We start from the raw sequence: 23772 nt of genomic DNA on the forward strand, positions 1-23772 counted from the left end.
GGCGCAACGTCGCACCTCAATAGCTAACATGGCAACGCCGGATCAGTCATTCGGACTGATCCGGCGCAGGCCGTTCATGGAACGCTTGTCAGAAAGCGTAGTTGGCGGACAGGTAAGTCTGGGCGCTGCTGGTCAGGTCCAGCGAACCCTGTTTGCTGCCGCCGCGCTCACTCATCTCGGTGCTGGCGTTGCTGCGCAGGTAACGGTAACCCAGTTCAACCGAGGTGTTCTGCGAAACCTGTTGCAGCACACCCACCTGGCCACCGATTGCGTAGCCGATATCGCTGTCGCGGCTGAAGCCTGGAGACTCCTGAGTCATTTTTGTCAGGCCGGCCGTCGCGCCACCGAACAGCCTGGTGGTGCCGCTTACCGGGTAGAACAGATCGTAGCTGCCCAGAAGGTTTTCCTGACGCAGCTTAATGCCGTTGTGGGTGCCCGACACATTGTCGTAAGTGGCGTAGTAGCGGCCCTTGGTGTTTTGCTGGCCCAGACGAACACCCCAGGTGGTGTCCTTGCCGATTACGCCATCGGCGTTCGGGTGATTGAGGTTGTCGTTCAGGGCGTGGGATTTTTTGACCTTGTCGCTGGTCTGTCCAAGAGTAAGGCTGGCGAAGTTGTCGTCGGATGCGAAAGCTGCGGTGCTTGCGCCCAGAACCGTGAATGCCAGAAGCAGTTTTTTGAATCCAGTCATTGGGGAGTTTCCTCATGTGCCGTTTGTTTTTTGGGTACGGGGCAAGGTTACGCACCGCGCCCTGAACTCCCCCTGAACGCACTCTGAACCTGGGCTGAACCGCCCTCATCCGAATGTTTCGACACGTTTCAACAGGAGATCCGCCCCTGCAAAGGACAAGTCCGGCGCCGACTACCAATTCGTCAGAAGCTTTGCACTACCCAGCCTCAAGCCAACCCGGCAAAATGCCTGATATGAATCCAACCCCCGCCCTGCCCACCTGCTGCACACCCCTCGATGACCATTGGCCGCTGCCGTTTGTGCTGCCCGATACGGTCCTGCTGAGTACTCACTTCGATAGCGCCCGACTGGCCAGCGATGACTTTCAGCGCAGCGCTGTAGAAGTGCCGGCGAGCATCCAGCGCTCGGTGGCCAAACGGCAGGCGGAGTTTCTCGCCGGGCGAGTGTGCGCCCGGGCCGCGCTACAGCGACTGGAAGGCTTGAGTTTCATTCCGGCCATCGGCGAAGACCGGGCACCGGTCTGGCCTGGTCATATCACGGGCTCGATCACCCACAGCACTGGCCGGGCCGCGGCGATCGTGGCGAACAAAAGCCATTGGCGCGGCCTGGGCATGGACCTGGAAAACCTGCTCAATGCCGAACGGGCCGAACGCCTGGCCGGGGAAATCCTCAATCCGCCGGAGCTACAGCGCATGGCGGCGGGCGATCACGATCAACGGGCGTTGCTGGTCACCCTGACGTTCTCGGTCAAGGAAAGCCTGTTCAAGGCGCTATATCCGATCGTTCAGCAACGCTTTTATTTCGAACACGCCGAAGTGCTGGAGTGGCGTGAATCGGGCGAGGTGCGGTTGCGATTGCTCACGGACTTGTCCAGCGAATGGCGCAATGGCACCGAACTGGATGCGCAGTTCGGGGTCAAGGATGGGCAGCTGTTGAGTCTGGTCAGCATCAGGGCCTGAGGTTTATTGGCGCCTGTTCGGGCCCCATCGCGAGCAAGCTCGCTCCCACACTGGATCTATGTCACGCCACAAATCCTTGTGGGAGCGAGCTTGGTCCGGGCGGCGATCCGACGATGGGGCCGCAACAGACAACACAAGGCTCAACGCTTCTCCTGATTACGCGGCCAGCTCAGGCTGAAGCACGCCCCGCCCAGGCTCTTGCTCTTGCCGATCAACGCGCGCCCGTCATGCCAATGGATGATCCGTCGCACAATGGACAGGCCTAACCCATGGCCTCCAGACGCGCGGGTGCGGCTGTCGTCGAGACGCAGGAACGGCGTAAAGATCTTCTCCCACGCCGACTCCGGCACGCCCGGCCCGTCATCCTCGATATCTACCCGGCATCGCTGCTGCCCCACTTGATAGCTGATGGTCACCCGTGATTGCGCGTGGCGCATGGCATTAGTCACCAGGTTCTGGATCGCCCGATGCAAGTAGCGCGGTTCGGCCTCGACCCAGGCGTCGTCGTTGTCGGCGGCCGACAGGCATAACCCGCGTTGCACCGTGACGTCCGCGCGCAACGGCGCCAGTTCTTCGATCACCTGGTCGACCAAGGCATCCAGATCGATCCGCTGAAAGTTCAGCGCCGGCGAGCCCTGTTCCAACCGCGCGTAGGTCAGCATCTCGTCCACCAGCCGGTCGAGGTCCTCGATGTCGTGGTCCATGCCCTGGCAGTATTTTTCCAGGGCTTGCGGCGTGCTGGCCGAGCCGATCATTTCCAGGCCAAAGCGCAGGCGTGCCACCGGCGTACGCAATTCGTGGGACACCGCGCGCACCAGTTCACGCTGGATCGCCAGCAACTGCTGCAGGTGTTCGGCCATGCCGTTGAACGCCGAGGCCAGCCGCCCCACCGAATCCGCACCGCGAGCAGGTACGCGGGTTTCCAGGCTGCCCTTGGCAATGCGCGTGGCGGCGGCCTCCAGGCCACGCAAGCGTCGCTCGAGCTGGCGCACAAGCAGATAGACGATCAAACCGATCAGCGTCAGGCCCAGCGCGGCGATCAGCACCAGCCACTCCGGCGGATAAGGATTCATCTGATACAGCGGGCCGATTTCCAGGACCCACGGCGTGCCGACCATGCCGGCAAACACCCGGATCGAATCGCCCCCCTTGCCCAGCGCCATCACCGTGTCACCCTCGGATACCCGGCGGCTCTGGTCTTCGTCCATGTCCGCCTGGTCAACCGTGACCAGGCGCAAGTCGAAGCCGAAGCCCTTGCTTTCCTTCAATTGCGCCAGGCGCAAGGGCTGGTCGGCGACCGGGGTGCGCACCAGTTCATCGGTCAACAGGTAGATGGTCGCCCGGGCCAGTTGTTCGCTGATCTGCTGCACCTCCCCGGTGAGCATCAACTGTTCCTTGTCGCTGACCAGCTTGTAGACCTTCGCCGCGTGCGGCCCGGTCTGCTCCACCAATGCCTGGCCGCGCAACACACGGGTGCGCTGGGTCAGGTCGAGGTCGGTCTCGGCAAAGGTTTTCAGCGCCAGCGGAATCCCCAGCAGCCGCTCCCACACCAGCAAGGCCCGGTGGCGCTCGGTCTGGTTCATCGGTTGCAGGTTGTCGGCCATCAGCGAGAACGTGCCGTGGGCCAGGCGCTCGCGGTATTGCTCGCTGCGCACCTCATTGAGCAGGTGCAATGCCAGCACACCGAGCACCGCCACCAGAATCAGCGCGGCGCACATGCCGCCATAGATACGCAGGAAGATCGAGTTCACAGGGACGGATCTACGCAAGCCTCGGGAACGAACAGATAGCCCTTGCTGCGCACGGTCTTTATCAGCCGTGGATGCTCCGGGTCATCGCCGATCTTCGGGCGGATGCGCGAGATGCGCACATCAATGGAGCGGTCCTGACCGTCATAGCCGATGCCCCGCAGCGCGGTGAAGATCTCTTCCCTGGAGAGAATGCGCCCGGCATTGGCCACCAATAGCCAGAGCAGGTCGAATTCGGCGCTGGTCAACTCGATGCCGTTGCCCTGCAACCAGGCTTCGCGCAAGGCGTTGTCGACGATCAGCGGACCGAACTGTAGACGCCGCTGTTTTTCCGGGGCGACCTCGGGCGTTTCACTACGGCGCAGCAGCGCCTGGATGCGCGCCAGCAACAGGCGCGGGCGTACCGGTTTGCAGACGTAGTCGTCAGCCCCCAGGTCCAGGCCGAGAATCTGGTCGGTATCATCGGTGCGGGCGGTGAGCATCAGGATCGGGCCGTCATAGCGGGCGCGGACCTTGCGGCAAATGCTCAGGCCATCTTCACCGGGGAGCATCAGGTCGAGGATCACCAGGTCCGGTTGTTCCTTGATGATGCGATTCGCCGCGAGCGCACCATTGCCTTCGATCAATACACGCAGGCCATTGGCTTCCAGGTAATCGCGGGTCAGTTCGGCCAGTCGCTGGTCGTCCTCCACAATCAATACCTGCCAGGCTTCTTGCTCCACGGGTGACCTCTGCTTGCCAAAAACACTAATAAGGAAGGATCCGCCCGTCTTTTTGTAATGATTCGGGGGGATAAATATGTATACACGCTGGGCCGATTGTATAAACGCCACCCGTCGAGAACACAAGCGGGTAAATGCGTTCGGACAACAGGGTTTTTTGTGGTAGGGTTCGCGCCCTTAAAAATCTGACCTGGCGTTTTCACCCGTTGAAATTCGCTGAAAAAAGCTTCGATCCAGCAAGGTCGCGGCCTACACGCCGATTCCCTCTTTCACACACAATTTACGCACAGGTTTATCCACAAGCAGTATGTTGCACCCCCCCATAAAACGCATTATCTTGTACCCCGGCGCAAAAAAAACCCTACATGTAGGGTTTTGACTAAAAAGCCCAACCACATTTCAGACCAGAAACTCAAGCGCTTTATTGCCTGTTTATGGTTGAACCAAGCGTGAACTTACAAGCCCAAACCGCACTGGCGGATGGCACCGTTTTTTCAGGCCAGAGCGGCCAAAACGGTACGGGTGTTGCAGTCATGACTGACACCCCCGAAAGGAATCCGGTTTCGAGCCCAGGCTCGTAGCCAAAGACTTCGGCAAGGACGGCCTCATTAGCCTTTTTCCTACTGTCCCGAAGTTGTTATGCCCGGCTCTCGCCGGTTGTAGTGCTTCAGGACGGAACGGTGGGCACCGTGATGGTGCCCAAACAAACATAGAGAATGTGGAGACACCCCCCCATGCAAACCGACACAACTCGCGAGAACCCGCAGGGCACCTTGCCGCAGGCCGCCGATTCGAATTCGGATCTGTCCGCCACCGCGCCAGGTCAGCTGCGTGTGATCAAGCGTAACGGCACTGTCGTTCCCTACACCGATGACAAGATCACCGTCGCCATCACCAAAGCGTTCCTCGCAGTTGAAGGCGGCACCGCTGCTGCCTCGTCGCGAATCCACGACACCGTTGCCCGCCTGACCGAACAGGTCACCGCGACCTTCAAGCGTCGCATGCCATCGGGCGGCACTATCCACATCGAAGAAATCCAGGACCAGGTCGAACTGGCCCTGATGCGTGCCGGCGAACAGAAAGTGGCTCGCGACTACGTGATCTACCGTGACGGTCGTTCGAAAGAACGTGCTGCCCACGCACCGGCCGAAGAAGCGGTCAACGCTCACCCGTCGATCCGCATCACCCGTGCCGACGGCAGCCTGGCGCCGCTGGACATGGGTCGCCTGAACACCATCGTCACCGAAGCGTGCGAAGGCCTGGAAGAAGTCGACGGCGACCTGATCCAGCGCGAAACCCTGAAGAACCTGTACGACGGCGTGGCCCTGAACGACGTCAACACCGCCCTGGTAATGACTGCCCGTACCCTGGTTGAACGCGAGCCGAACTACTCGTTCGTGACCGCGCGCCTGCTGATGGACACCTTGCGCGGCGAAGGCCTGGGCTTCCTCGGTGTGGCCGAGAGCGCCACTCACCACGAGATGGCCGACCTGTACGCCAAAGCGCTGCCGGCCTACATCTCCAAAGGTATCGAGTTCGAACTGCTGAACCCTGTGCTGGCCTCCTTCGACCTGGAAAAACTGGGCAAGGCGATCAACCACGAGCGCGACCAGCAATTCACCTACCTGGGCCTGCAAACCCTGTACGACCGTTACTTCATCCACAAGGATGGCGTGCGTTTCGAACTGCCGCAGATCTTCTTCATGCGCGTGGCCATGGGCCTGGCGATCGAAGAGAAGCAAAAAGAAGACCGCGCGATCGAGTTCTACAACCTGCTGTCGTCCTTCGACTACATGGCTTCGACCCCGACCCTGTTCAACGCCGGTACCCTGCGTCCACAGCTGTCGAGCTGCTACCTGACCACCGTGCCGGATGACCTGTCGGGCATCTACCATGCGATCCACGACAACGCCATGCTGTCGAAATTCGCTGGCGGCCTGGGCAACGACTGGACACCGGTTCGTGCGCTGGGTTCGTACATCAAGGGCACCAACGGCAAGTCCCAGGGCGTCGTGCCGTTCCTGAAAGTCGTCAACGACACCGCCGTTGCCGTTAACCAGGGTGGCAAGCGCAAAGGCGCTGTGTGTGCCTACCTGGAAACCTGGCACATGGACATCGAAGAGTTCATCGAACTGCGCAAGAACACCGGTGATGACCGTCGTCGTACCCACGACATGAACACCGCCAACTGGATCCCTGACCTGTTCATGAAGCGTGTCTTCGACGACGGCAAGTGGACCCTGTTCTCGCCATCCGAAGTACCGGACCTGCACGACCTGACCGGTAAAGCCTTCGAAGAGCGCTACGAGTACTACGAAGCCCTCACCGAGTACCCAGGCAAGGTCAAGCTGTTCAAGACCATCCAGGCCAAAGACCTGTGGCGCAAGATGCTGTCCATGCTGTTCGAAACCGGCCACCCATGGCTGACCTTCAAGGACCCGTGCAACCTGCGCAGCCCGCAGCAGCACGTGGGCGTGGTCCACAGCTCGAACCTGTGCACCGAGATCACCTTGAACACCAACAAGGACGAGATCGCCGTTTGCAACCTGGGCTCGATCAACCTGCCGAACCACATCGTCGACGGCAAGCTGGACACCGCCAAGCTGCAACGCACCGTGAACACCGCCGTGCGCATGCTCGATAACGTGATCGACATCAACTACTACTCGGTGCCGCAAGCGAAGAACTCCAACTTCAAGCACCGTCCGGTCGGCCTGGGCATCATGGGCTTCCAGGACGCTTTGTACCTGCAGCACATCCCTTACGGTTCCGACGCTGCCGTCGAGTTCGCCGACAAGTCGATGGAAGCGGTCAGCTACTACGCGATCCAGGCTTCCTGCGACCTGGCTGACGAGCGCGGCGCCTACGAGACGTTCCAGGGTTCGCTGTGGTCCAAAGGCATCCTGCCGCTGGATTCGCAACAGATCCTGATCGAGGCCCGTGGCCAGAAGTACATCGATGTCGACCTGAACGAATCCCTGGACTGGGCACCGGTTCGCGCCCGTGTACAGAAAGGCATTCGTAACTCCAACATCATGGCCATTGCACCGACCGCGACCATCGCCAACATCACCGGCGTCTCGCAGTCGATCGAACCGACCTACCAGAACCTGTATGTGAAATCGAACCTGTCGGGCGAATTCACCGTGATCAACCCGTACCTGGTTCGCGACCTGAAAGCTCGCGGCCTGTGGGACTCGGTCATGATCAACGACCTGAAGTACTACGACGGTTCGGTGCAGCAGATCGAGCGCATCCCGCAAGAACTCAAAGAGCTCTACGCGACTGCCTTCGAAGTGGACACCAAGTGGATCGTTGACGCCGCCAGCCGTCGTCAGAAGTGGATCGACCAGGCTCAGTCGCTGAACCTTTACATCGCCGGCGCATCGGGCAAGAAGCTGGACGTGACCTACCGCATGGCTTGGTACCGTGGCCTGAAAACCACTTACTACCTCCGTGCCCTGGCCGCGACCAGCACCGAGAAGTCGACCATCAACACCGGCAAGCTGAACGCTGTTTCCAGCGGCGGCAACCACGGTGACGACTCGGTCCTGGCGGCTCCTGCAGGTCCCGCTCCAGTGCCAAAGGCTTGCGCCATCGACGAGCCGGATTGCGAAGCTTGCCAATAAGCTGAGCCGGTGAGCGCCGCAAGGCGCTTACTCGAAACCCCCGATCAGCCTCTGGCGGGTCGGGGGTTTTCTTTTGCCTCGAGGAAATGGGTGGCTGATCTGACGCTTTCGTCGGAACGCCGCCCGGAGCAAGCCCGCTCCCACAGGGAACCGAGTCTTTCCAGATAAACACGATCAACTGTGGGAGCGGGCTTGCCCGCGAAGAGGCCATCACATCCAGCATAAAACCTCAGGCCACAAAAAAGCCCCTCTTTCGAGGGGCTCCTTGCACAGCTCAATCCAGCATCAAGTCATCTGAATGATGGTCTGCATGATGGTGCTCTGGGTGGAGATGGTCTTGGCGTTCGCCTGGTAGTTGCTCTGTGCCTTGATCAGGTCGACCAGTTCGTTGGTCAGGTTGACGTTGGACTCTTCCAGGGAGTTGGAAACGATCGAACCCAGGGTACCGGTCTCCGGCGCATCGTAGCCCGGAATGCCCGACGCGTAGGTTTCTTTCCAGCTGGTGCCGCCTACCGGCTGCAGGCCTTGCTCATTGGTGAAGCTGGCCAGGGAAATCTGGCCGATCGGCTTGGTCTGGTTGTTGCTGAAGTTGGCCAGCAGCACACCACTGCCATCAATGGTCAAGTTGGTGATCTGGCCCGTGGCGTAACCGTTCTGCGCCGGAATCGAACGCGCGGTGTCGGCGTTGAACTGGGTGGTGTTGGCCATGGCGATAGTCAGACCTGCAGGATCGGCTGCGGCACCGTTGGCTGTCCAGACGCCATTGGTGACACTGCCCGGGGTCCAGTTGGTGATTTTCAGGTCACTGCTGATCACCGAAGTCGGTGGCGTGGTTGGCGGCGTCACTGGCGTGCTGACCGAGCTCAGTTTACCGGTGGAGTCGAACGACATGGTCGAAGCGATTGGATCAGTGACGGTTGGATCACTGCCATCGGGATTGCGGCCATCGATCAGGGTGTAGGTGTCCCAGGTGTTCGCGCCAGTCTTGACCATGTATTGATCCATGGTGTGCTGGTTACCCTGCGTATCGTAGATCGGAGTACTGAACGACTTGGTAAAGGTCTCGGTCTTGGACGGGTCGAACTTGTTCGCCGCAACCGTCTGGTCGATCACCGCCGAGGTGGAGTTCAGGTTGATCGTCGACGACACGGTGCTGGTGGACTTCGGCGCCAGGTTGGAGGTGTCGATCCGCAGGTCGGTCAGCACGCCATTGACGATCTTGCCGTTGGAGTCCACGCCGTAACCTTGCAGACGGGCAGTGCCGTCGCTGTTGGTGACGTAGCCTTCCTTGTCGGTCTTGAACGTACCGGCACGGCTGTAGGTCAACGAACCGTTGTTGCTCAGTACGAAGAAACCGTTGCCCTGGATACCCATGTCGAGCACGTTGCCGGTGTTGCTCACGTCACCCTGGCCGAACTGCTGGGAAACGTTAGCCAGGCGCACGCCGTTGCCGACGGTCTTGCTGCCGGTGCCCAGGCGGGTCGCCGAGTACACGTCTTCGAATTCTGCACGGGACGATTTGAAACCGGTGGTCGCGACGTTGGCGATGTTGTTGCCGGTCACGTCCAGTTGTTTGTTGGCTGCATAGAGACCGCTAAGGCCGATATTAAAAGACATCATCCACTCCTTTATGCCGTGTTAGTCGGCTCTACATACCAATGGTTTGTACTTTGGACAGGGCAATGCTGCCCAACCCGGCCAGATTGAGCATCAACTCACCACCGGTCTGGCTGATGGTCACACTGTTGACGGTCGCCGGCAGATTAGTGATCAACGCGACGGACTTGCCATCGATGGTGGTCGTGGCACCGAAGGTGTAGGTGCCAGCGGCTACCGTCTCACCCGCATCGTTCTTGCCATCCCAGATGAAGCTGGCGTTGCCGGCCTTCTGCGAACCGAGGTCGATGGTGCGCACGGTCTTGCCGGCCGAGTCGGTGATCTTCAGGGTGGCGGACGCCACTGAAGACGGCACGACTACCGTGCCGCTGAGGCTCTTGGTGGTATCGACCACGGCCTTGTCGCCCGGAGCGATGACCGAACGGCCCACCAGCGACGACGCCTGCAAGGCCTGGGACGAGTTGTAGTTGCTGGCCAGGCCGGTCACCGTATCGTTGAGCGTGGTGATGCCTTCCAGGCTGCTGAATTGCGCCAACTGAGCGACGAACTCGCCGTTGTCCTGGGGTTCCAGCGGGTTCTGGTTTTTCAACTGCGTAACCAGCAACTGCAGGAACGCATCCTTGCCCAGGGCCTTGCTGCCCGTGGCGCTGCCGGTGGCCGACGCGAGGCCGTCAGTCGTGGTGGTGGTCTTGATCGAAGAGTTGGCCAGGATGTCGTTGAGGCTCAAACCACTGGTGGAATCGGTAACACTCATCTGAGTCGCCCCTTATCACTGACCGAGGGTCAGGACCTTCTGCATCATGGTTTTGGCGGTGTTCATCATTTCGGCGTTGGTCTGGAACGAACGGCTCGCGGAAATCATGTCGGCCATTTCCTCCACCACGTTGACGTTCGGGTAGTAGACGTAACCCTTGGCATCGGCCGCCGGATGATTCGGCTCGTAGCGCGCCTCGAGGTTGCTCTGGTCTTCAACTACACCCAGCACCTGAACACCCTGACCGGCGGCGTCCTGGCTCTGGAACAACGAATCGCTGCCGCCGCTCTGCCCGCCCTGGAACATGGTGGCGAATACCGGGTGACGCGCACGGTAGGTCTGGTCGATGCTCGACGAGACGGTCTCGGCGTTGGCAATGTTCGAAGCGACGGTGTTCAAACGCGTGGTCTGCGCACTCATGCCGCTACCGGCAATGTTGAAAACACTGGATAGAGACATGGCTTACTCTCCGCGCAGGGCTGACACCAGCCCTTTGAATTTGCTGTTGAGCAGGGTGAAGCTGGCCTGGAAACCGATCGCGTTTTCCGCGTAGTTCGACTGTTCCAGCTGGGCGTCCACGGTGTTCTGGTCGATCGACGGTTGCATCGGCGTGCGATACAGCAACGACTCGTCGCCATTGCCCAGGCCCTCAGCTTCGATATGACGGTTGTTGGTCATGTTCAAGGCGAAGGTGCCGCCTTTGGTTTTCTCGTTCTGCTCGGCGAGCACTTTCGAGAAGTCCAGATCCCGAGCCTTGTAGTTCGGGGTATCGGCGTTGGTGATGTTGTTGGCCAGGACTTCGGCACGCTGGGCGCGGAAGCCCAGGGCTTGTTCGTGGATACCGAGCGCTTTATCGAAGCTGATGCTCATGTCGGGAAACCTTCGGGTGACCTGATTTTTCGTAGGATCAACTTAGCAAGCCCCATGCCAATTCAAAAAAACCCGGAAACCGGGGCTTTGCCGGCCATGGCAACGCGGCAATGCCAGAAAAGCGGCAACGGTTTTCCGCCGGATGCCGCTTTTCTGCCGCTTGTCCTACGCACACTCCCCCCCTGTAGGAGCTGCCGAAGGCTGCGATCTTTTGATTTTGCTTTTCAAGATCAAGATCAAGATCAAAAGATCGCAGCCTGCGACAGCTCCTACGTGATGCAAAAGCGCCGCGCATAAAAAAGGAGTCCCGGAGGACTCCCATTTTTATGCGCGGCGCTTTTGCATCACTTCGCCTGGTAAATGATCCCCGGGCTGCACTGGACCATCTGGTAATGATCCGGCAAACCGTTCAGCGCTTCGGAAGCACCGAGGAACAGGTAACCGCCCGGCTTCAACGTGCTGTGGATGCGCAACAGGATGTCCTTCTTCACCTCGGCGGAAAAGTAGATCAGTACGTTGCGGCAGAACACGATGTCGAACTTGCCGAGGCTCGCGTAGCTGTCCAGCAGGTTGAATGAACGGAACTCCACACGGCTTTTGATCGGTGCCTTGATCGCCCAGCGCCCCGGCCCTTTCGGGTCAAAATAACGCTGCAGGCGCTCGGGCGAAAGACCGCGGCCGATGGCCAGGCTATCGTACTCGCCGGTCTTGCAGTTGTTCAGCATGGTACCGGACAGGTCGGTGGCAACAATCTGCACGCCCATCCGCAACTGGCCCATGTTGACCCGCTCGAATTCGTCGATGGACATCGACAGCGAATACGGCTCCTGGCCCGACGAGCACGCCGCCGACCAGATGCGCAGGCGCTGGCCGGGACTGGCCTTGATCGCTTCGGGCAGTACCTTGTTCTTCAAGACTTCAAACGGGTAGGTGTCACGAAACCACAGGGTTTCGTTGGTGGTCATGGCGTCCACCACCTGCTCGCGCAAACCGCTGCGCGGCTGGGTCTGCATGCGCTGAACCAGTTCGCCCAAAGACTTGATGCCTTGCTGTTCCATCAGTTTGTTGAGACGGCTGGAGACCAGGTACTGCTTGTTTTCACCGAGCAAAATGCCACAGGCTTTTTCCAGGAATACCCGGAACTGTTCGAAATCCAAATTACCCGTAGACAATGATGCCGCCTCTTAAATCGTGTTGACTGCCAGGGGCACGGGCCTCTAGCTGATATCTGCTGCCTTGATCCGGTCGACTACCCGGGATGCCAGGTCATCAGGACGGAATTTGGCCAGGAAGTCATCGGCACCGACCTTCTTGACCATCGCCTGATTGAATACCCCCGACAACGAAGTATGCAGGATGATATGAAGCTTTTGCATGCGCGGGTCGTTGCGGATTTCCGCCGTCAGCGTGTACCCGTCCATCTCCGGCATCTCGATGTCGGAGATCATCATCAGGAACTCTTCTTCCGGCTTCTTGCCCTCGTCGACCAGTTTGCGCAGGTAGTCCAGCGCTTGCCGACCGTCGTTCAACGCCACCACTTCGACGCCGACCGTTTGCAGGCAACGCGTGACCTGCTTGCGCGCCACCGACGAGTCGTCGACCGTCAGCACGCGCAACGAAAGCGCCTTGTGCTGGGTTTCGACATCCACCACACCAACGGAAATCGCTTCCGGCGTCGGAGCCACTTCCGCCAGCACCTTTTCGACGTCGATGATTTCGACCAACTGATTGTCGACCCGCGTCACCGCCGTCAGGTAGTGATCGCGCCCGGTGCCCTTGGGCGGCGGATGGATCTCCTCCCAGTTCATGTTGACGATGCGCTCCACCGAACGGACCAGGAACCCCTGGGTCTTGGTGTTGTACTCCGTGATGATCACGAAGGGGTTGTTCTTGTCCTTCAACGCGCCGGAGCCGGTCGCCATCGCCAGATCAAGGATCGGAATGGTCGCCCCCCGGATGTTCGCCACGCCGCACACGACAGGACTGGATTTGGGCATCAGCGTCAGTTTGGGGCATTGCAGCACCTCCCTAACCTTGAACACGTTGATCCCGTACAGTTGCTGGCCGTCGAGACGGAACAACAACAGCTCAAGGCGATTCTGCCCCACCAGTTGCGTGCGCTGGTTTACCGAATCCATTACACCAGCCATGCCCAGACTCCTACACCAACGCCAAGTGTTGTTGCGACGCGCCTTCATCACTAAACGGCACGGCGCTTGCTTTTTTAATCGTTATGAACACAGAACCGACATTTTTTCGACGCCTGACCGCACCCTACCGCAAATTACTCGGCGTGCTGGCGGCTGTTTGCCTGTTCAACGCTGGCAGCCCTGCCCTTGCTGACGCGGTTACCTTGCCTGACATGCTTATCGGCGTCACTCAGGGCTTTCTTGAATTCACCGTAGAAGACTATCTGGCTACCAGTCAAACGGAAGGTCGCTACGAGATCCAGGTCAACCCGCTCGATCCGCGCATGCACATGCCCATGTGCGACAAGGAATTGACAGCAACGCTCGAGAGTCCCAAGCCGCTGGGACGGGTCACGGTCAAGGTTCGCTGCGAGGGTACTTCCCCCTGGACAGTGTTCGTACCCGCTCAAGTCCGCCTGTTTCGCGAGGTCGTGACCAGCGCCCGGCCACTGCGCCGCGCCGCCATTGTCGAACCTGGAGACGTGATCCTGCGCGAGCGCGATATCAGCCTCATCAGCCAGGGCTACCTGACCTCCCTCGATCAGGCGATCGGCCAGCGACTGACCCGACCAATGGTCGCCGACCAGGTAATTACCCTGGTGAACATCGAGCAGGCCGAAGTCATTCGCAAGGGCGATCAAGTGGTGATAACCGCCCGCAGCGGCACCCTCAGCGTGCGCATGCCGGGCGAAGCGCTGTCAAACGGCAGCCTGAGCGAGCAAATCCGGGTGAAAAACCTCAACTCCCAACGAGTCATCAAGGCGCAGGTCATGGCACCGGGGCAGGTGGAAGTGTCCATGTAAGGCGCTCTGTTCATCTGAATGTGGCGCTTGCCGCGGCTGTTCCCTAGACTGTGCTCCATGCAGGGCAAGCGCTGACGCGCGCAAGGTTCATTGATAAATGAGCCTAAAGTTTTCCAGGGAATGGCCGAAACCATGGCAAGCGTCCAAATTCCCAGAGGTTTTTTTATCATGGTCATCGATTTCAGCCGTTTGAACAGCTCCTCGTCCCTGACGGGCAGTACACGTACCAGCGCCAGCAAGGAAAGCGCCGAAGCCGGCAAATCCGCGCCGCTGGAGTCCGCGGCCGAACAGGCCGGCACCGTCAAAAGCGGGGAATCGGTACATCTCAGCAATGAGGCTCAACAGTTGCAGAAGGTCACTGACAAGCTGCGCGATCAGCCTGCCGTCGACAACGCCCGCGTGGCCGAGTTGAAAGCAGCGATTGCCGATGGCAGCTATAAAGTCGACAGCAACCGTGTAGCCAGCAAACTGCTCAACTTCGAAGCCCAGCGCTAGGCCACCGCCGGCGCCAGGCTTTTGGACGCTTAAAACCCAAGGCCAGCCATGCACGACACTCATCTACTGCAACTGATCACCGACGACTTTGCCCCAGCGCAACACCTGCTGGAGTTACTGCAGACCGAATCCCTTGCATTGCATGGCCGCGACATGCCATTGCTCGAGAACATCCTGGCGCAGAAACAGGCGTTGATCGTTTTGCTCGAACAGCATGGCCGCAAGCGCAGTGAAATCCTCGCCAGCCTCAACCTGCCGACCAACCGCAGCGGCCTTGAGCAATTGGCCGGCCAGTCGAGCATTGGCGAGCAGTTGCTGGCGCAAAGTGACGTGCTGACCGATCTCCTGGCCCAGTGCCAGGCCATCAACGCCAACAACGGCCAGTCGATCCTCACTCAGCAGGCCGCTACGGCCACCCAGCTGAAAATCCTCACCGGCGGTGAAACCCCGGCGCTTTACGATGCCAGCGGAACATTCTCCAAGCTTGCCAAGCCGCGCCCGCTCAGTCAGGCATGAAGCGGTCAACGCCCTCGCTCTATCAAGACGCGCAACATACTGGCAAACTGCTAGTCTGCCGTAGTCAAATTTTGTCTGGAGATTGATTAACCGTGTCCAATGCCTTATCCGTGGATGATGCTCCGCAGCCACCCAAGGTGCTCTCCACGCCCTTGGAAATCTCCAGCAACCTGCGCCAGCTGCTCGAAAGCCATGACCCGCTGATCATCACGTTCCATGAGCGCAGCCAGCGCTTCCAGAGCTACCTGGTGGACCTGGACCGTGACAACAACATGATTGCCCTGGACGAAATGATTCCCCGTGATGGCGAGCGCTACCTGCTGGCGGGCGAGCCGTTCAGGGTCGAAGGCTTCCACGAAGGCGTACGCATTGCCTGGGAAAGCAACGGCCAGTTGAAAATCGACGAATCCGGTGGCAGCCGCTGCTACCGCGGCCCCCTGCCCCATGAAGTGGTGTACCACCAGCGCCGCAATGCGTTCCGCGCCGCGCTGAAGCTGGCACAACTGGTCAACGTCAACCTGGACGGCGAAAAGCTCAAGGCGCCGATCAGCGGCAAGCTGCTGGATATTTCCGCTACCGGCTGCAAACTGCGCTTCGACGGCGACATCACCGGCAGCCTGCAACTAGGTCAGGTCTACGACCGTTTCAACGCCGACCTGCCCTTCGGCAAGATGACCGCACCGGTCGAGTTGCGTTATCTGCACTTCGAAGAAAGGATTTCCACCACCTTCGCCGGCGTTCGCTTTCACAACATGAGCGGGCTGGTGCAGCGTCAGGTCGAACGCTTCGTCTACCAGTTGCAACGCGAAGCACGCCGCTTCGACAAAGACGACATGTGATAGAGCGCCAACAAGAAAACGGGCAGTCCCTTGCGGTGACTGCCCGTTTTTTTTGTGCCCCGGTATTAAGGCCTGGCTTCGGTAAAGCTTTGCTCGCGGCCGGAGTCAGGGTCTTCTGGCGGTTGATCGGATTCAGGTCCTGATTCGGCTGGCGGTTCCGGGTTCACCGGATTGCACATCTGGTCCTGCACCACCTGTTCATCGACCCGCGGATCAAGCGCAGCCACCAGCGGCGAACTGGACATACTGTCCGGCATTGCCACGTGGTGCAACGGTGCATCGTCCACCTGATGCAGGTTGGTCACGGCTTTCGGCCGGATCCGCCAGACCAGCACCAACGCAAAGAACGTGAAGAATGCATACAGGCTCTGGCTGCCGAACAGCTTCATCAGCACCCCGGCCGCCAGCGGCCCGATACTGGCACCGACACCGTAGGTCACCAGCAGCATCGCCGTCAGCGACACCCGGCGATCCCCCTCGACATGGTCATTGGAGAACGCCACCGCCAGCGGGTACAGGCAGAACTGCACCAGCGAGCACAGGAAGCCGACGGCGAACAACACCTCCAGCGGCACCTTGGGCAAGATCGCCAGCGGTAACGCCGCGACCGCCAGGAACATGGCAAAACAGCGGATCAGCAAGGCCCGGTCATAACGGTCGGATAACCAGCCCAGCGGCCACTGCACCAACAGCCCGGCAAAAATGCAGCTCCCCATGAACAGACCGACCTGCTCGGTGGTCAGCCCCTGTTGAGAGGCATACAACGGCGCCAGACCATAGAACGAACCGATGATCAGCCCTGCGCCCAATACCGTACTCAAGGACTGTGGCACACGCTTGATAAAGAAGCGCGGCTCCATCGGTGCCGGGTGCAAAGGTGCCGGGTGAATGCGCCGGGTCAGGGCCACGGGTACCAGGCACAGCGCGAAGCACAGGGCGACCAACATCAGCAATTCAAGCCCCAGCCCTGGGTGCATGACCAGAATCAACTGCCCCAGCACCAACCCCAGGTACGAAGCGATCATGTAGCCGCTGAAGACCATGCCGCGCTGATTGGCATCGGCCTGTTCATTGAGCCAGCTCTCGATCACCATGTACTGGCACATCATGCCGAGGCCGACGATCACCCGCAAAAACAGCCAGGCCGGCAACCAGTCCACCAGGCCATGGCCGAGCACCGCCGCGCCAACGATCCCGGCACACGCCGAATAGGCCCGGATATGCCCGACCCGGGCAATCAACCGGTGACCGATCTTGCCTCCCAGCACCAGGCCGAAATAGTTGGCAGCCATCAGCGCACCGACCCACAGACTGTCGACATGGTCGGCAGCCAGGCGCAACGCCAGGTAAGTACTCAACAGGCCCGAGCCGATCAACATCATCAGCGAGGCGAAATACAGCGCTCGAAAGGATTTCCAGATTTGGCGCATCGGCGTTCCGAGCGGCTCCTTGCAGTGAGAATCGGCTATCGCTAAACGATAGCCGGATGTCGACGGGACGTCAGGCCTGGGTTGCTAAAACACGCCTTTCCCAGGGAGTAATTTCATCATGGAAACTGGTCAGTTCCAGGGTCTTCGAAGCGATGTAGCCTTCGATGAATTCCGTGCCGAACAGTTCCTTGGCCAACTGGCTACGTTTCAGACGCTCAAGCGCCGCATGCAAGGTACACGGCAACGAAAGATTATCCGGCACGTCGAACTCACCCTGGATCGGCGCGCTCGGCTCCAATGCCTTCTCGATGCCATGCAACCCCGCCGCCAGGCTTGCGGCAATCGCCAGGTACGGGTTGGCATCGGCCCCCGGCAAGCGGTTCTCGACCCGACGGGCCACCGGCAAACTGGCCGGAATGCGCAAGCCCGCCGCCCGGTTGTCGTGGGACCAGCAGGCATTATTCGGTGAGGCGTAAGGATGGCACAAGCGCTGATAGGAGTTCACGTTCGGCGCAAACAACGCGGTGAAATCGGCCATGCACCTTTGCTGACCGGCAATGAAGTGGCGGAAAGTGGCCGTCTCCTGGCCCGCCTCGTCGCTGAACACATTACGTCCCGAATCGATCTCGACCACGCTCTGGTGGATATGCATCGAACTGCCCGGCGTATGCGCCAACGGCTTGGCCATGCACACCACGCTCAGGCCGTGCTTGAGGGCCACTTCCTTGAGCAAGTGCTTGAACAGGAATGTCTGGTCGGCCAGCAACAGCGGATCACCGTGCAGCAGATTGATCTCGAACTGGCTGACGCCCATTTCGTGCATGAAGGTATCGCGGGGCAACCCCAGGGCCGCCATGCACTCGTAGACTTCATTGAAGAACGGCCGCAAGCCGTTGTTGGAACTGACGCTGAACGCCGACTGACCGTCTTCGCGGCGACCGTCCAGCCCCAGTGGCGGTTGAAAAGCCAGGGTCGGATCGGTGTTGGGGGCGAAGACAAAAAATTCGAGCTCGGTCGCCACCACAGGCGCCAGGCCGCGAACCGCGTAACGGGCAATCACCGCCTTGAGCTGGCCACGGGTCGACAGATTGGAGCTGGTGGTGGTGCCCAGTTCATCCGCATCGCAAATGGCCAAGGCCCGCGGTGGATGGCTCCAGGGCAAGCGGTGGATTTGTGCAGGGTCCGGGATCAACGCGAGGTCGCCATCGTCGCTGCCGTAAAACCGCGCCGGCGGATATCCGCCCATGATGCATTGCAGCAGCACGCCCCGCGCCATCTGCAAACGTCGACCGTCGAGAAAACCCTCGGCGGTCATCACCTTGCCCCGTGGAACGCCATTCAAATCCGGCGTGACACATTCAACTTGATCAATGCCCGTCAATCGCTGCGCGAGTGAACTCAGGCCAACGGTCGTCATGACGCTATCCTTGTTATTGTGCGGGCCGCGAACGGCGACCGTACAAAATAGGCTCCACGTGTTCGGAATTTCAAGCAGCGTCGATAAATATGCTGCCGGTCAGGGCAGGTAAAGGCGAAACACCCCACCACCCAACGGCCCGCCATTGCTGATTTCGGTACGCCCACCCACACCGTTGCGTTGATGCAGCGCGGCAATTCGCCCGGCAAAGTACAGGCCCAGCCCGGTGCTGCCGGTGCTTTGATTGATCCCCTGCACGTAATCGGCCTGACGCTCGATCATCTGCGCCGGATACCCCTCGCCATCGTCATTGATGGTCAACATCAGTTGCCCGGCATCGTCGCTAACGCTGATCAGAACGGCATGCCGTGCAAAGCGAATGGCGTTGTTGATGCAGTTGGCCAATACCGACGCGATCAACTCACGGTCGAAGAAACCCAGAGGGCTCAGCGGGTCCACTTCATAGGTGGCCATGATGCCGCGGCTGGCGAACACCTCCTGATGACAGGCCAGTTGCGCTTCGATGAAGTCGTCCAGCTCATGGTAGGCCGGTTGCAATGGCATCTGGTTGACGCCGAGCTTGTACAGCCCCAACAACTGCACCAGCATGCCGTTGAGGTGGGCGAATTCGAAGTCCATCACGCCCTGCTCCGGCGCTTGCCGCGCCGACTCCGGCAATTGCCCAAGCCACTGGCTGTGAGCCTGCATCAGCATGGCCAGCGAGTTCTTCATGTCGTGCACGGTAGAGGCGATCACCGTGGAGAAATCCAGTGCCTGCTCGTTGTCGTTCATTGGCCAAGCGCCTTGCTTTTCAGCTTCTGGTAACGCGGATAACGCGCGTCGGTGTCGGGCATCAGGCCGACCATTTTCAGACAGGTCCGACACTCCTCCAGCTCCGCCGAAGGAACGCTGGTATCGGTGCCATGCAGCAATGACTGCGCCATGTTCAGGGCGATACTGATGTTCTTCGGTTGCATCGCCAGGGCCTTGCGGAATACCTGCCGGGCCTCCACCAGGTTGCCGGTCTTGTACACGCGCACGCCCTGACGGTTGAGTTCCGCGGCGGCGTTGCCGGAATTGAGGATGCTCGGGTCGTCGGTCTGCTTGGCGATGTCCTTCATGACCACCGGATCGTCGCCGTAGATTTCCACGCAGTTTTTCAGCATCGCGGTGCCGGCTTCGGTCTGCCCGAGCAGTTTCAGCTGCTTGGCCACCAGCAAGGCCGCTTCGGCGCTCATGAATTGCTCCATGCCATCCAGACGCAACAAGGCTTGTTCGGTGAGCTTGTCGGCCGTCTCTGCATCGTTGAGCAACAGGCTGGTGGCCTTCATCAGGCGCGCCCGGATTTGCAGGCCAGGATCGGAGGGGTTCTCCTTGGCCACGGCACTCAATGTGGTGTTGATTTCCAGGCGGGTCCGCGTGTCCAGGCCCCGTTCGCTGCCCTTGCTGATCAACGCATGGGCCAGGCCGAGGTTGCTTTCGGCATCCTTGAACCGTGACTGCGCGCCCTGGCTCACTGCCTGGCGATAGGCCTTGGCCGCCGTGTCGAAGTCCTCGTTGGTCATCGCCAGCTTGCCGAGCAACGCTTGCCGACGCACCGCCAGCGGCGACAGGCGAATCGCCTCTTCCAGGACGCGCTGCGCACCCTTGGTATCCCCTTCGGCGACCAGTACATCCGCCATGCCGTCATACAGCGACGGCATCATCGGGAAGACTTTCAGGGCCTTTTCATATATGCCCTTGGCCTGCCCGACCTGGCCACGCTTGAACAGCAACTTACCCAGCCCGGCAAACGCCCATGGCAACGGGCGGTCGGCAATGATGCTGTCGTAGAGACGCTCCAGCGCTTCGTTCTGATTCAGGTCGCGCAGGGCATCGGCGCGAAAGCGCAGGCACAGTGGCGAATAGCGGATGTCTTGTTTGCACAGGGCGATACAGGCGTTGAGCACCTCCATCGGCTTACCGCGGTCGAGGGCCTGAAGGATCGGCTTGAGCAGGGTCTTGCGTTGCTCCAGGCGCTCCAGGCGCTGGGCCAGGCTGGAACGGTTGAACGGCTTGGTCAGGTAGGCATCGGGCTCATGCTCCAGCGCACTGAGCACCATGGCCTGGCTGGTTTCGGCGGTGACCATGACGAACACCGATTCATGGCTGATCAGCTTTTCTTCCATCAGGTCTTCGAGCACCTGCTGGCCGTTCTTCTTGCCGTCACCCAGGTGAAAGTCCTGCAAGATGAAATCGTAGGCTTTCTGCGAGCACATTTTCAGCGCCTGCTCGCCGGTATCGGCAGTGTCCACTTCCTTGACGCCCAGTTCACGCAGCATCGACCTGACCGAACTGCGGAAGTCCGAGAAATCATCGACGATCAGAAAACGCTTTTGGTGATACGACAGCATCGAAGATTTCCAGGCAATTTAAGAAGAAGAACCCAAAGGCAAATACACGGACGGACTCAGCTTCGCAGCCCCTGTTTTGGCGCGCAGATGATAACTGGTAGCCCTTAGCCATCAACACACTTTCTCATCGCCAATCAGCATATGCATCGATCGAAAGAGACGAAGAGGCTCTTGACTGCCCATGTTATCGGCCAGCCATGGCATTCCCTTGAGAGTCTTCCCCAACGCTCAATCTGAATATGCGAAGGCGTTACTGAAAACGAGACCTCGTGCACAAAAAAAGGTGGCTAACCAGCCAGATATCGCCGACAAATTGACTAAGTCGATATTAGTGCTCCCAAGTTAACGCCACTCGTCGATTAATTGACGCTCATGATGTGGATCCGACCTTGGCCACTGGCCATCTATGGCAGGCCTAATACCTTGATTTTCGAGGGTTACTCCCCGTCTCGAGAACATCGGTCAGGCCTGTCCGCACCGGGACTGGATCGAGCACTGACGGATGGGTAGGTTGGAAGCGCTCCGAGCTGGCCTAGAATCAGTTGAGAGGCGGGAGGGAGCACATCATCATGTGTAAACCACTGATAATTATTCGTATTGATCTTCTCTCCCGGGCTTTGACTGCCTTCTGGAAACGTTCGCCCAACGTGCCAGTCCTGTTGATGGAAATGGTCCGGGGTCGATGGTTGCCAATGCCTGGGAGGGCTTCATCAAGGCCTCCCTGCGTTCAATTTCGTCCTTCAATCGCACCGCCCAAGTGGGCAAGTTTCTGCCTCGCAAAGTCCTGCGGGGGGAGGCCTTCACTGGTTTTTCAAGAGGGTCAGGAAGATCATGACTGACCAAAGAGAGTCAATTGGCGTGATGTTGATCGATTGTCGTCCCCTCGTACTCATGGGCCTTCACGATTTGATCAATGCCAGAAAACCCCGGATGGAAGTGACAGCGCAAGCCACCACTTATACCCAGGCGCTGGATCTTGCCGATCAGCTGCGGCCCGATGTGATTTTTTTCAGTTTCTTTCCGGATGCGCTGAATCCTCTGGATGTCGTCGCGGGACTCACCCGTAGCGCCGAAATGAAAGTGCTGCTGCTCAAGGGCCTGTACGAAGTCGTCCCCGTTGCCCAGGCGATAGAGGCTGGCGCTCGCGGCATCGTGCTGGCGGAAGACCCGACGGAATCGATTATCCAGGCCATCCTCAAGGTCCACCATAGCGACTTCGCAATGGATAGAGCCTGGGCTGGCGGCCTTTCCGGTTATGCCGCGACCGGGCAGATTCCCATAAAATGCAATCTGGAGCGGGCAAAACAGGCGCGGTTGACGCTGCGCGAGAGAGAACTGATTCGCGCCATCGTGGGCGAACCGTCCGCCAAATATGTGAGCATCGCCGGGCGCCTGGGGATCAGCGAGCACACCGTGCACAACCACCTCAGCAACATCTATCAAAAGCTTAATCTCATCAACCGCATCGACTTGCTGATGTATGCGCTGAAACACGGGCTCACCAACGAAGCACCGACCGAGTCCGCCTGGGTGGAACTGGAATGAGTTTCAAGTCGATACAAAACGGTCTGCCCCTCACTTTCAGGGAGTAGACCGTCACCGTTTTGCCGTCCTTGTCGGTATCCCGGGACAGAGTGCCCCGCAATACTGATGTCGTTTTCGTAAAATCTGCCACGTCCACCCGTACCTACCCGCCGCGCTTTTCAAGCCTTGTGCTGCTCGCCAGTTCACAGCGTAGCGATCATGGGGATCTCGTATCGGAACCGCAAAAAGAATGCGAGGGTGGTTTCCTGGGCCACCCTCGCATCCGTTCACACGCGCAAAGCCTCAGGCGCTGCCAAAAAAGATGTCGGTATTCTCAACATGGGCCCCGACCACGGTGATGGTCGTTGTTTGTCCGCCAGTCTCGGCAACCGTCACGACGCTATCTGCGCCGGCGTTGTTGATCGATTGGACAACGGCGTTCGGGTCGCCGTTGAGCACCAGCTTGTCTTGCACGCCTGAACCCGTATCGAAGCCGGTGACCTGGTACAGGTTGTCATTGACTGACAGGTCGATGTTGAACGCATCCTGCTTACCGATCGTGCCCGCCAGCGAGAAGTCGAAGGATGCGTTGGTCGGGTCGTTGGCGAACAAATTGGCGGCAAACGCACTGGTCGCCGAGTCCCCATCCTTGTCCGTCAGCGTTGCGCTGAACGCCAGCTGGACATCGCTGGCCAGACTCTCGCTCTGCTGAATGAACTGGATCACCGGGATCTTGACATCGCCCCGGCCCATCGTCAGCTGAACAGCGTCGATCAGTGACGTACCCTCCTTCTGGATGAGGAAGGACACCTGCCCGCCAGCCTCTGGCGTCAGGGTGTTCACCTCGACCTGGTTCGAAAACGTGCCATCGGCGTAGTAGATCCTGTAGTACAGATCTTCGGTCGCCGTGTTGTAACCCGCCACGGAGTTGTCGATGAAGACCTTCATGCCCGTCAGCAGGGTCTCTGGATTGATCACGAAACTTTCATCGGCGGCGCTGATGGCCGCCAGGTTATCGCCCTGGAAGACGTTGTTGCCGACGCCGATGCCGGACGTGCTGACGTTCATGGATGCAGGGTCGATGTACGACGGCAGGGGGTTGGTCTGTAGCGCGGCTTCGGTGGGGTCGGGGGCTCCGAGCCCGATGCCGCTCAGGATGTCCGCGGTCGAGGCCAG

At 59.6% G+C, this 23772-nt stretch carries 20 protein-coding genes and 1 pseudogene; 7 read left to right on the plus strand and 14 right to left on the minus strand.

Features of this window, described 5'->3' with window-relative positions; translation table 11 throughout:
- Positions 1-88: 88 nt before the first annotated feature.
- Positions 89-691, minus strand: coding sequence for a hypothetical protein (locus ACM6IT_RS12695; protein WP_056728041.1), 603 nt, complete (start codon positions 689-691; stop codon positions 89-91).
- A 233-nt stretch (positions 692-924) separates the two neighbouring features.
- On the opposite strand from ACM6IT_RS12695, the gene ACM6IT_RS12700 reads away from it, so the two are divergent.
- The gene (locus ACM6IT_RS12700) at positions 925-1650 is read left to right on the plus strand and encodes a 4'-phosphopantetheinyl transferase family protein (RefSeq protein WP_414913645.1); all 726 of its coding nucleotides are present in this window, start codon (positions 925-927) and stop codon (positions 1648-1650) included.
- Positions 1651-1790: 140 nt separating this feature from the next.
- Here the strand turns inward: ACM6IT_RS12700 and ACM6IT_RS12705 are convergent, their stop codons facing one another.
- Together ACM6IT_RS12705 and ACM6IT_RS12710 are read right to left on the minus strand one after the other, a co-directional pair.
- Complete coding sequence (locus ACM6IT_RS12705; protein ID WP_056728045.1) at positions 1791-3401, minus strand: ATP-binding protein; 1611 nt, start codon at positions 3399-3401, stop codon at positions 1791-1793.
- Positions 3398-4120, minus strand: coding sequence for a winged helix-turn-helix domain-containing protein (locus tag ACM6IT_RS12710; RefSeq protein WP_056728048.1), 723 nt, complete (start codon positions 4118-4120; stop codon positions 3398-3400). The genes ACM6IT_RS12705 and ACM6IT_RS12710 overlap by 4 nt, the downstream gene beginning before the upstream one ends.
- 734 nt (positions 4121-4854) lie before the next feature.
- On the opposite strand from ACM6IT_RS12710, the gene ACM6IT_RS12715 reads away from it, so the two are divergent.
- Entirely contained in the window at positions 4855-7749 is a 2895-nt protein-coding gene (locus ACM6IT_RS12715) for a ribonucleoside-diphosphate reductase subunit alpha (protein ID WP_056728050.1), read from the plus strand.
- A gap of 285 nt (positions 7750-8034) precedes the next feature.
- Here ACM6IT_RS12715 and flgE read toward each other — a convergent pair whose 3' ends face one another.
- The 6 genes from flgE to ACM6IT_RS12745 all read right to left on the minus strand — a co-directional run bounded on the left by flgE (position 8035) and on the right by ACM6IT_RS12745 (position 13140).
- Positions 8035-9366, minus strand: coding sequence for a flagellar hook protein FlgE (gene flgE / locus ACM6IT_RS12720; RefSeq protein WP_414918115.1), 1332 nt, complete (start codon positions 9364-9366; stop codon positions 8035-8037).
- 31 nt (positions 9367-9397) lie between these two features.
- The gene (gene flgD / locus ACM6IT_RS12725; RefSeq protein ID WP_056728055.1) at positions 9398-10120 is read right to left on the minus strand and encodes a flagellar hook assembly protein FlgD; all 723 of its coding nucleotides are present in this window, start codon (positions 10118-10120) and stop codon (positions 9398-9400) included.
- A 15-nt stretch (positions 10121-10135) separates the two neighbouring features.
- Positions 10136-10579 carry a flagellar basal body rod protein FlgC gene (gene flgC / locus ACM6IT_RS12730; RefSeq protein ID WP_007980123.1) on the minus strand — a complete coding sequence of 148 codons (444 nt, stop codon included), beginning with the start codon at positions 10577-10579 and terminating at the stop codon, positions 10136-10138.
- A gap of 3 nt (positions 10580-10582) precedes the next feature.
- Positions 10583-10990: a flagellar basal body rod protein FlgB gene (gene flgB / locus ACM6IT_RS12735; RefSeq protein WP_414918116.1), complete on the minus strand. Its 408-nt coding sequence runs from the start codon at positions 10988-10990 to the stop codon at positions 10583-10585.
- A 344-nt stretch (positions 10991-11334) separates the two neighbouring features.
- On the minus strand, positions 11335-12162 hold the full coding sequence (cheR, locus tag ACM6IT_RS12740) for a protein-glutamate O-methyltransferase CheR (RefSeq protein ID WP_007980127.1): 828 nt from the start codon (positions 12160-12162) through the stop codon (positions 11335-11337).
- 45 nt (positions 12163-12207) lie between these two features.
- Complete coding sequence (locus ACM6IT_RS12745; protein WP_007980130.1) at positions 12208-13140, minus strand: chemotaxis protein CheV; 933 nt, start codon at positions 13138-13140, stop codon at positions 12208-12210.
- A gap of 83 nt (positions 13141-13223) precedes the next feature.
- On the opposite strand from ACM6IT_RS12745, the gene flgA reads away from it, so the two are divergent.
- From flgA to ACM6IT_RS12765, 4 genes are all read left to right on the plus strand, one after another.
- On the plus strand, positions 13224-13982 hold the full coding sequence (gene flgA, locus ACM6IT_RS12750; protein ID WP_414918117.1) for a flagellar basal body P-ring formation chaperone FlgA: 759 nt from the start codon (positions 13224-13226) through the stop codon (positions 13980-13982).
- Positions 13983-14150: 168 nt separating this feature from the next.
- A complete protein-coding gene (flgM, locus tag ACM6IT_RS12755) occupies positions 14151-14477 on the plus strand; it encodes a flagellar biosynthesis anti-sigma factor FlgM (RefSeq protein WP_056728065.1) in 327 nt (108 codons plus the stop codon).
- 48 nt (positions 14478-14525) lie between these two features.
- A complete protein-coding gene (locus ACM6IT_RS12760) occupies positions 14526-14993 on the plus strand; it encodes a flagella synthesis protein FlgN (protein WP_056728067.1) in 468 nt (155 codons plus the stop codon).
- Positions 14994-15085: 92 nt separating this feature from the next.
- On the plus strand, positions 15086-15832 hold the full coding sequence (locus ACM6IT_RS12765; protein WP_414918118.1) for a flagellar brake protein: 747 nt from the start codon (positions 15086-15088) through the stop codon (positions 15830-15832).
- Positions 15833-15897: 65 nt separating this feature from the next.
- Here the strand turns inward: ACM6IT_RS12765 and ACM6IT_RS12770 are convergent, their stop codons facing one another.
- The 4 genes from ACM6IT_RS12770 to ACM6IT_RS12785 form a co-directional block, all read right to left on the minus strand.
- Positions 15898-17262: an MFS transporter gene (locus ACM6IT_RS12770; RefSeq protein WP_056728072.1), complete on the minus strand. Its 1365-nt coding sequence runs from the start codon at positions 17260-17262 to the stop codon at positions 15898-15900.
- A gap of 70 nt (positions 17263-17332) precedes the next feature.
- Positions 17333-18577 (minus strand): glutamine synthetase family protein, encoded by a 1245-nt coding sequence (locus ACM6IT_RS12775; RefSeq protein ID WP_414918121.1) that lies wholly within the window; start codon positions 18575-18577, stop codon positions 17333-17335.
- A 201-nt stretch (positions 18578-18778) separates the two neighbouring features.
- Positions 18779-19471, minus strand: a complete 693-nt coding sequence (locus ACM6IT_RS12780; RefSeq protein ID WP_414918119.1) for a sensor histidine kinase — start codon at positions 19469-19471, stop codon at positions 18779-18781.
- Entirely contained in the window at positions 19468-21072 is a 1605-nt protein-coding gene (locus ACM6IT_RS12785; RefSeq protein WP_056728077.1) for a tetratricopeptide repeat-containing response regulator, read from the minus strand. The genes ACM6IT_RS12780 and ACM6IT_RS12785 overlap by 4 nt, the downstream gene beginning before the upstream one ends.
- Before the next feature lie 831 nt (positions 21073-21903).
- On the opposite strand from ACM6IT_RS12785, the gene ACM6IT_RS12790 reads away from it, so the two are divergent.
- On the plus strand, positions 21904-22617 hold the full coding sequence (locus ACM6IT_RS12790) for a response regulator transcription factor (RefSeq protein WP_414918120.1): 714 nt from the start codon (positions 21904-21906) through the stop codon (positions 22615-22617).
- Positions 22618-22899: 282 nt separating this feature from the next.
- Here ACM6IT_RS12790 and ACM6IT_RS12795 read toward each other — a convergent pair.
- Positions 22900-23772, minus strand: a pseudogene (locus tag ACM6IT_RS12795) (hypothetical protein); the annotation flags it as partial.

It is taken from the genome of Pseudomonas sp. IT-P4 (assembly GCF_949767755.1).
In the GTDB taxonomy this organism is placed as follows: domain Bacteria; phylum Pseudomonadota; class Gammaproteobacteria; order Pseudomonadales; family Pseudomonadaceae; genus Aquipseudomonas; species Aquipseudomonas monachiensis.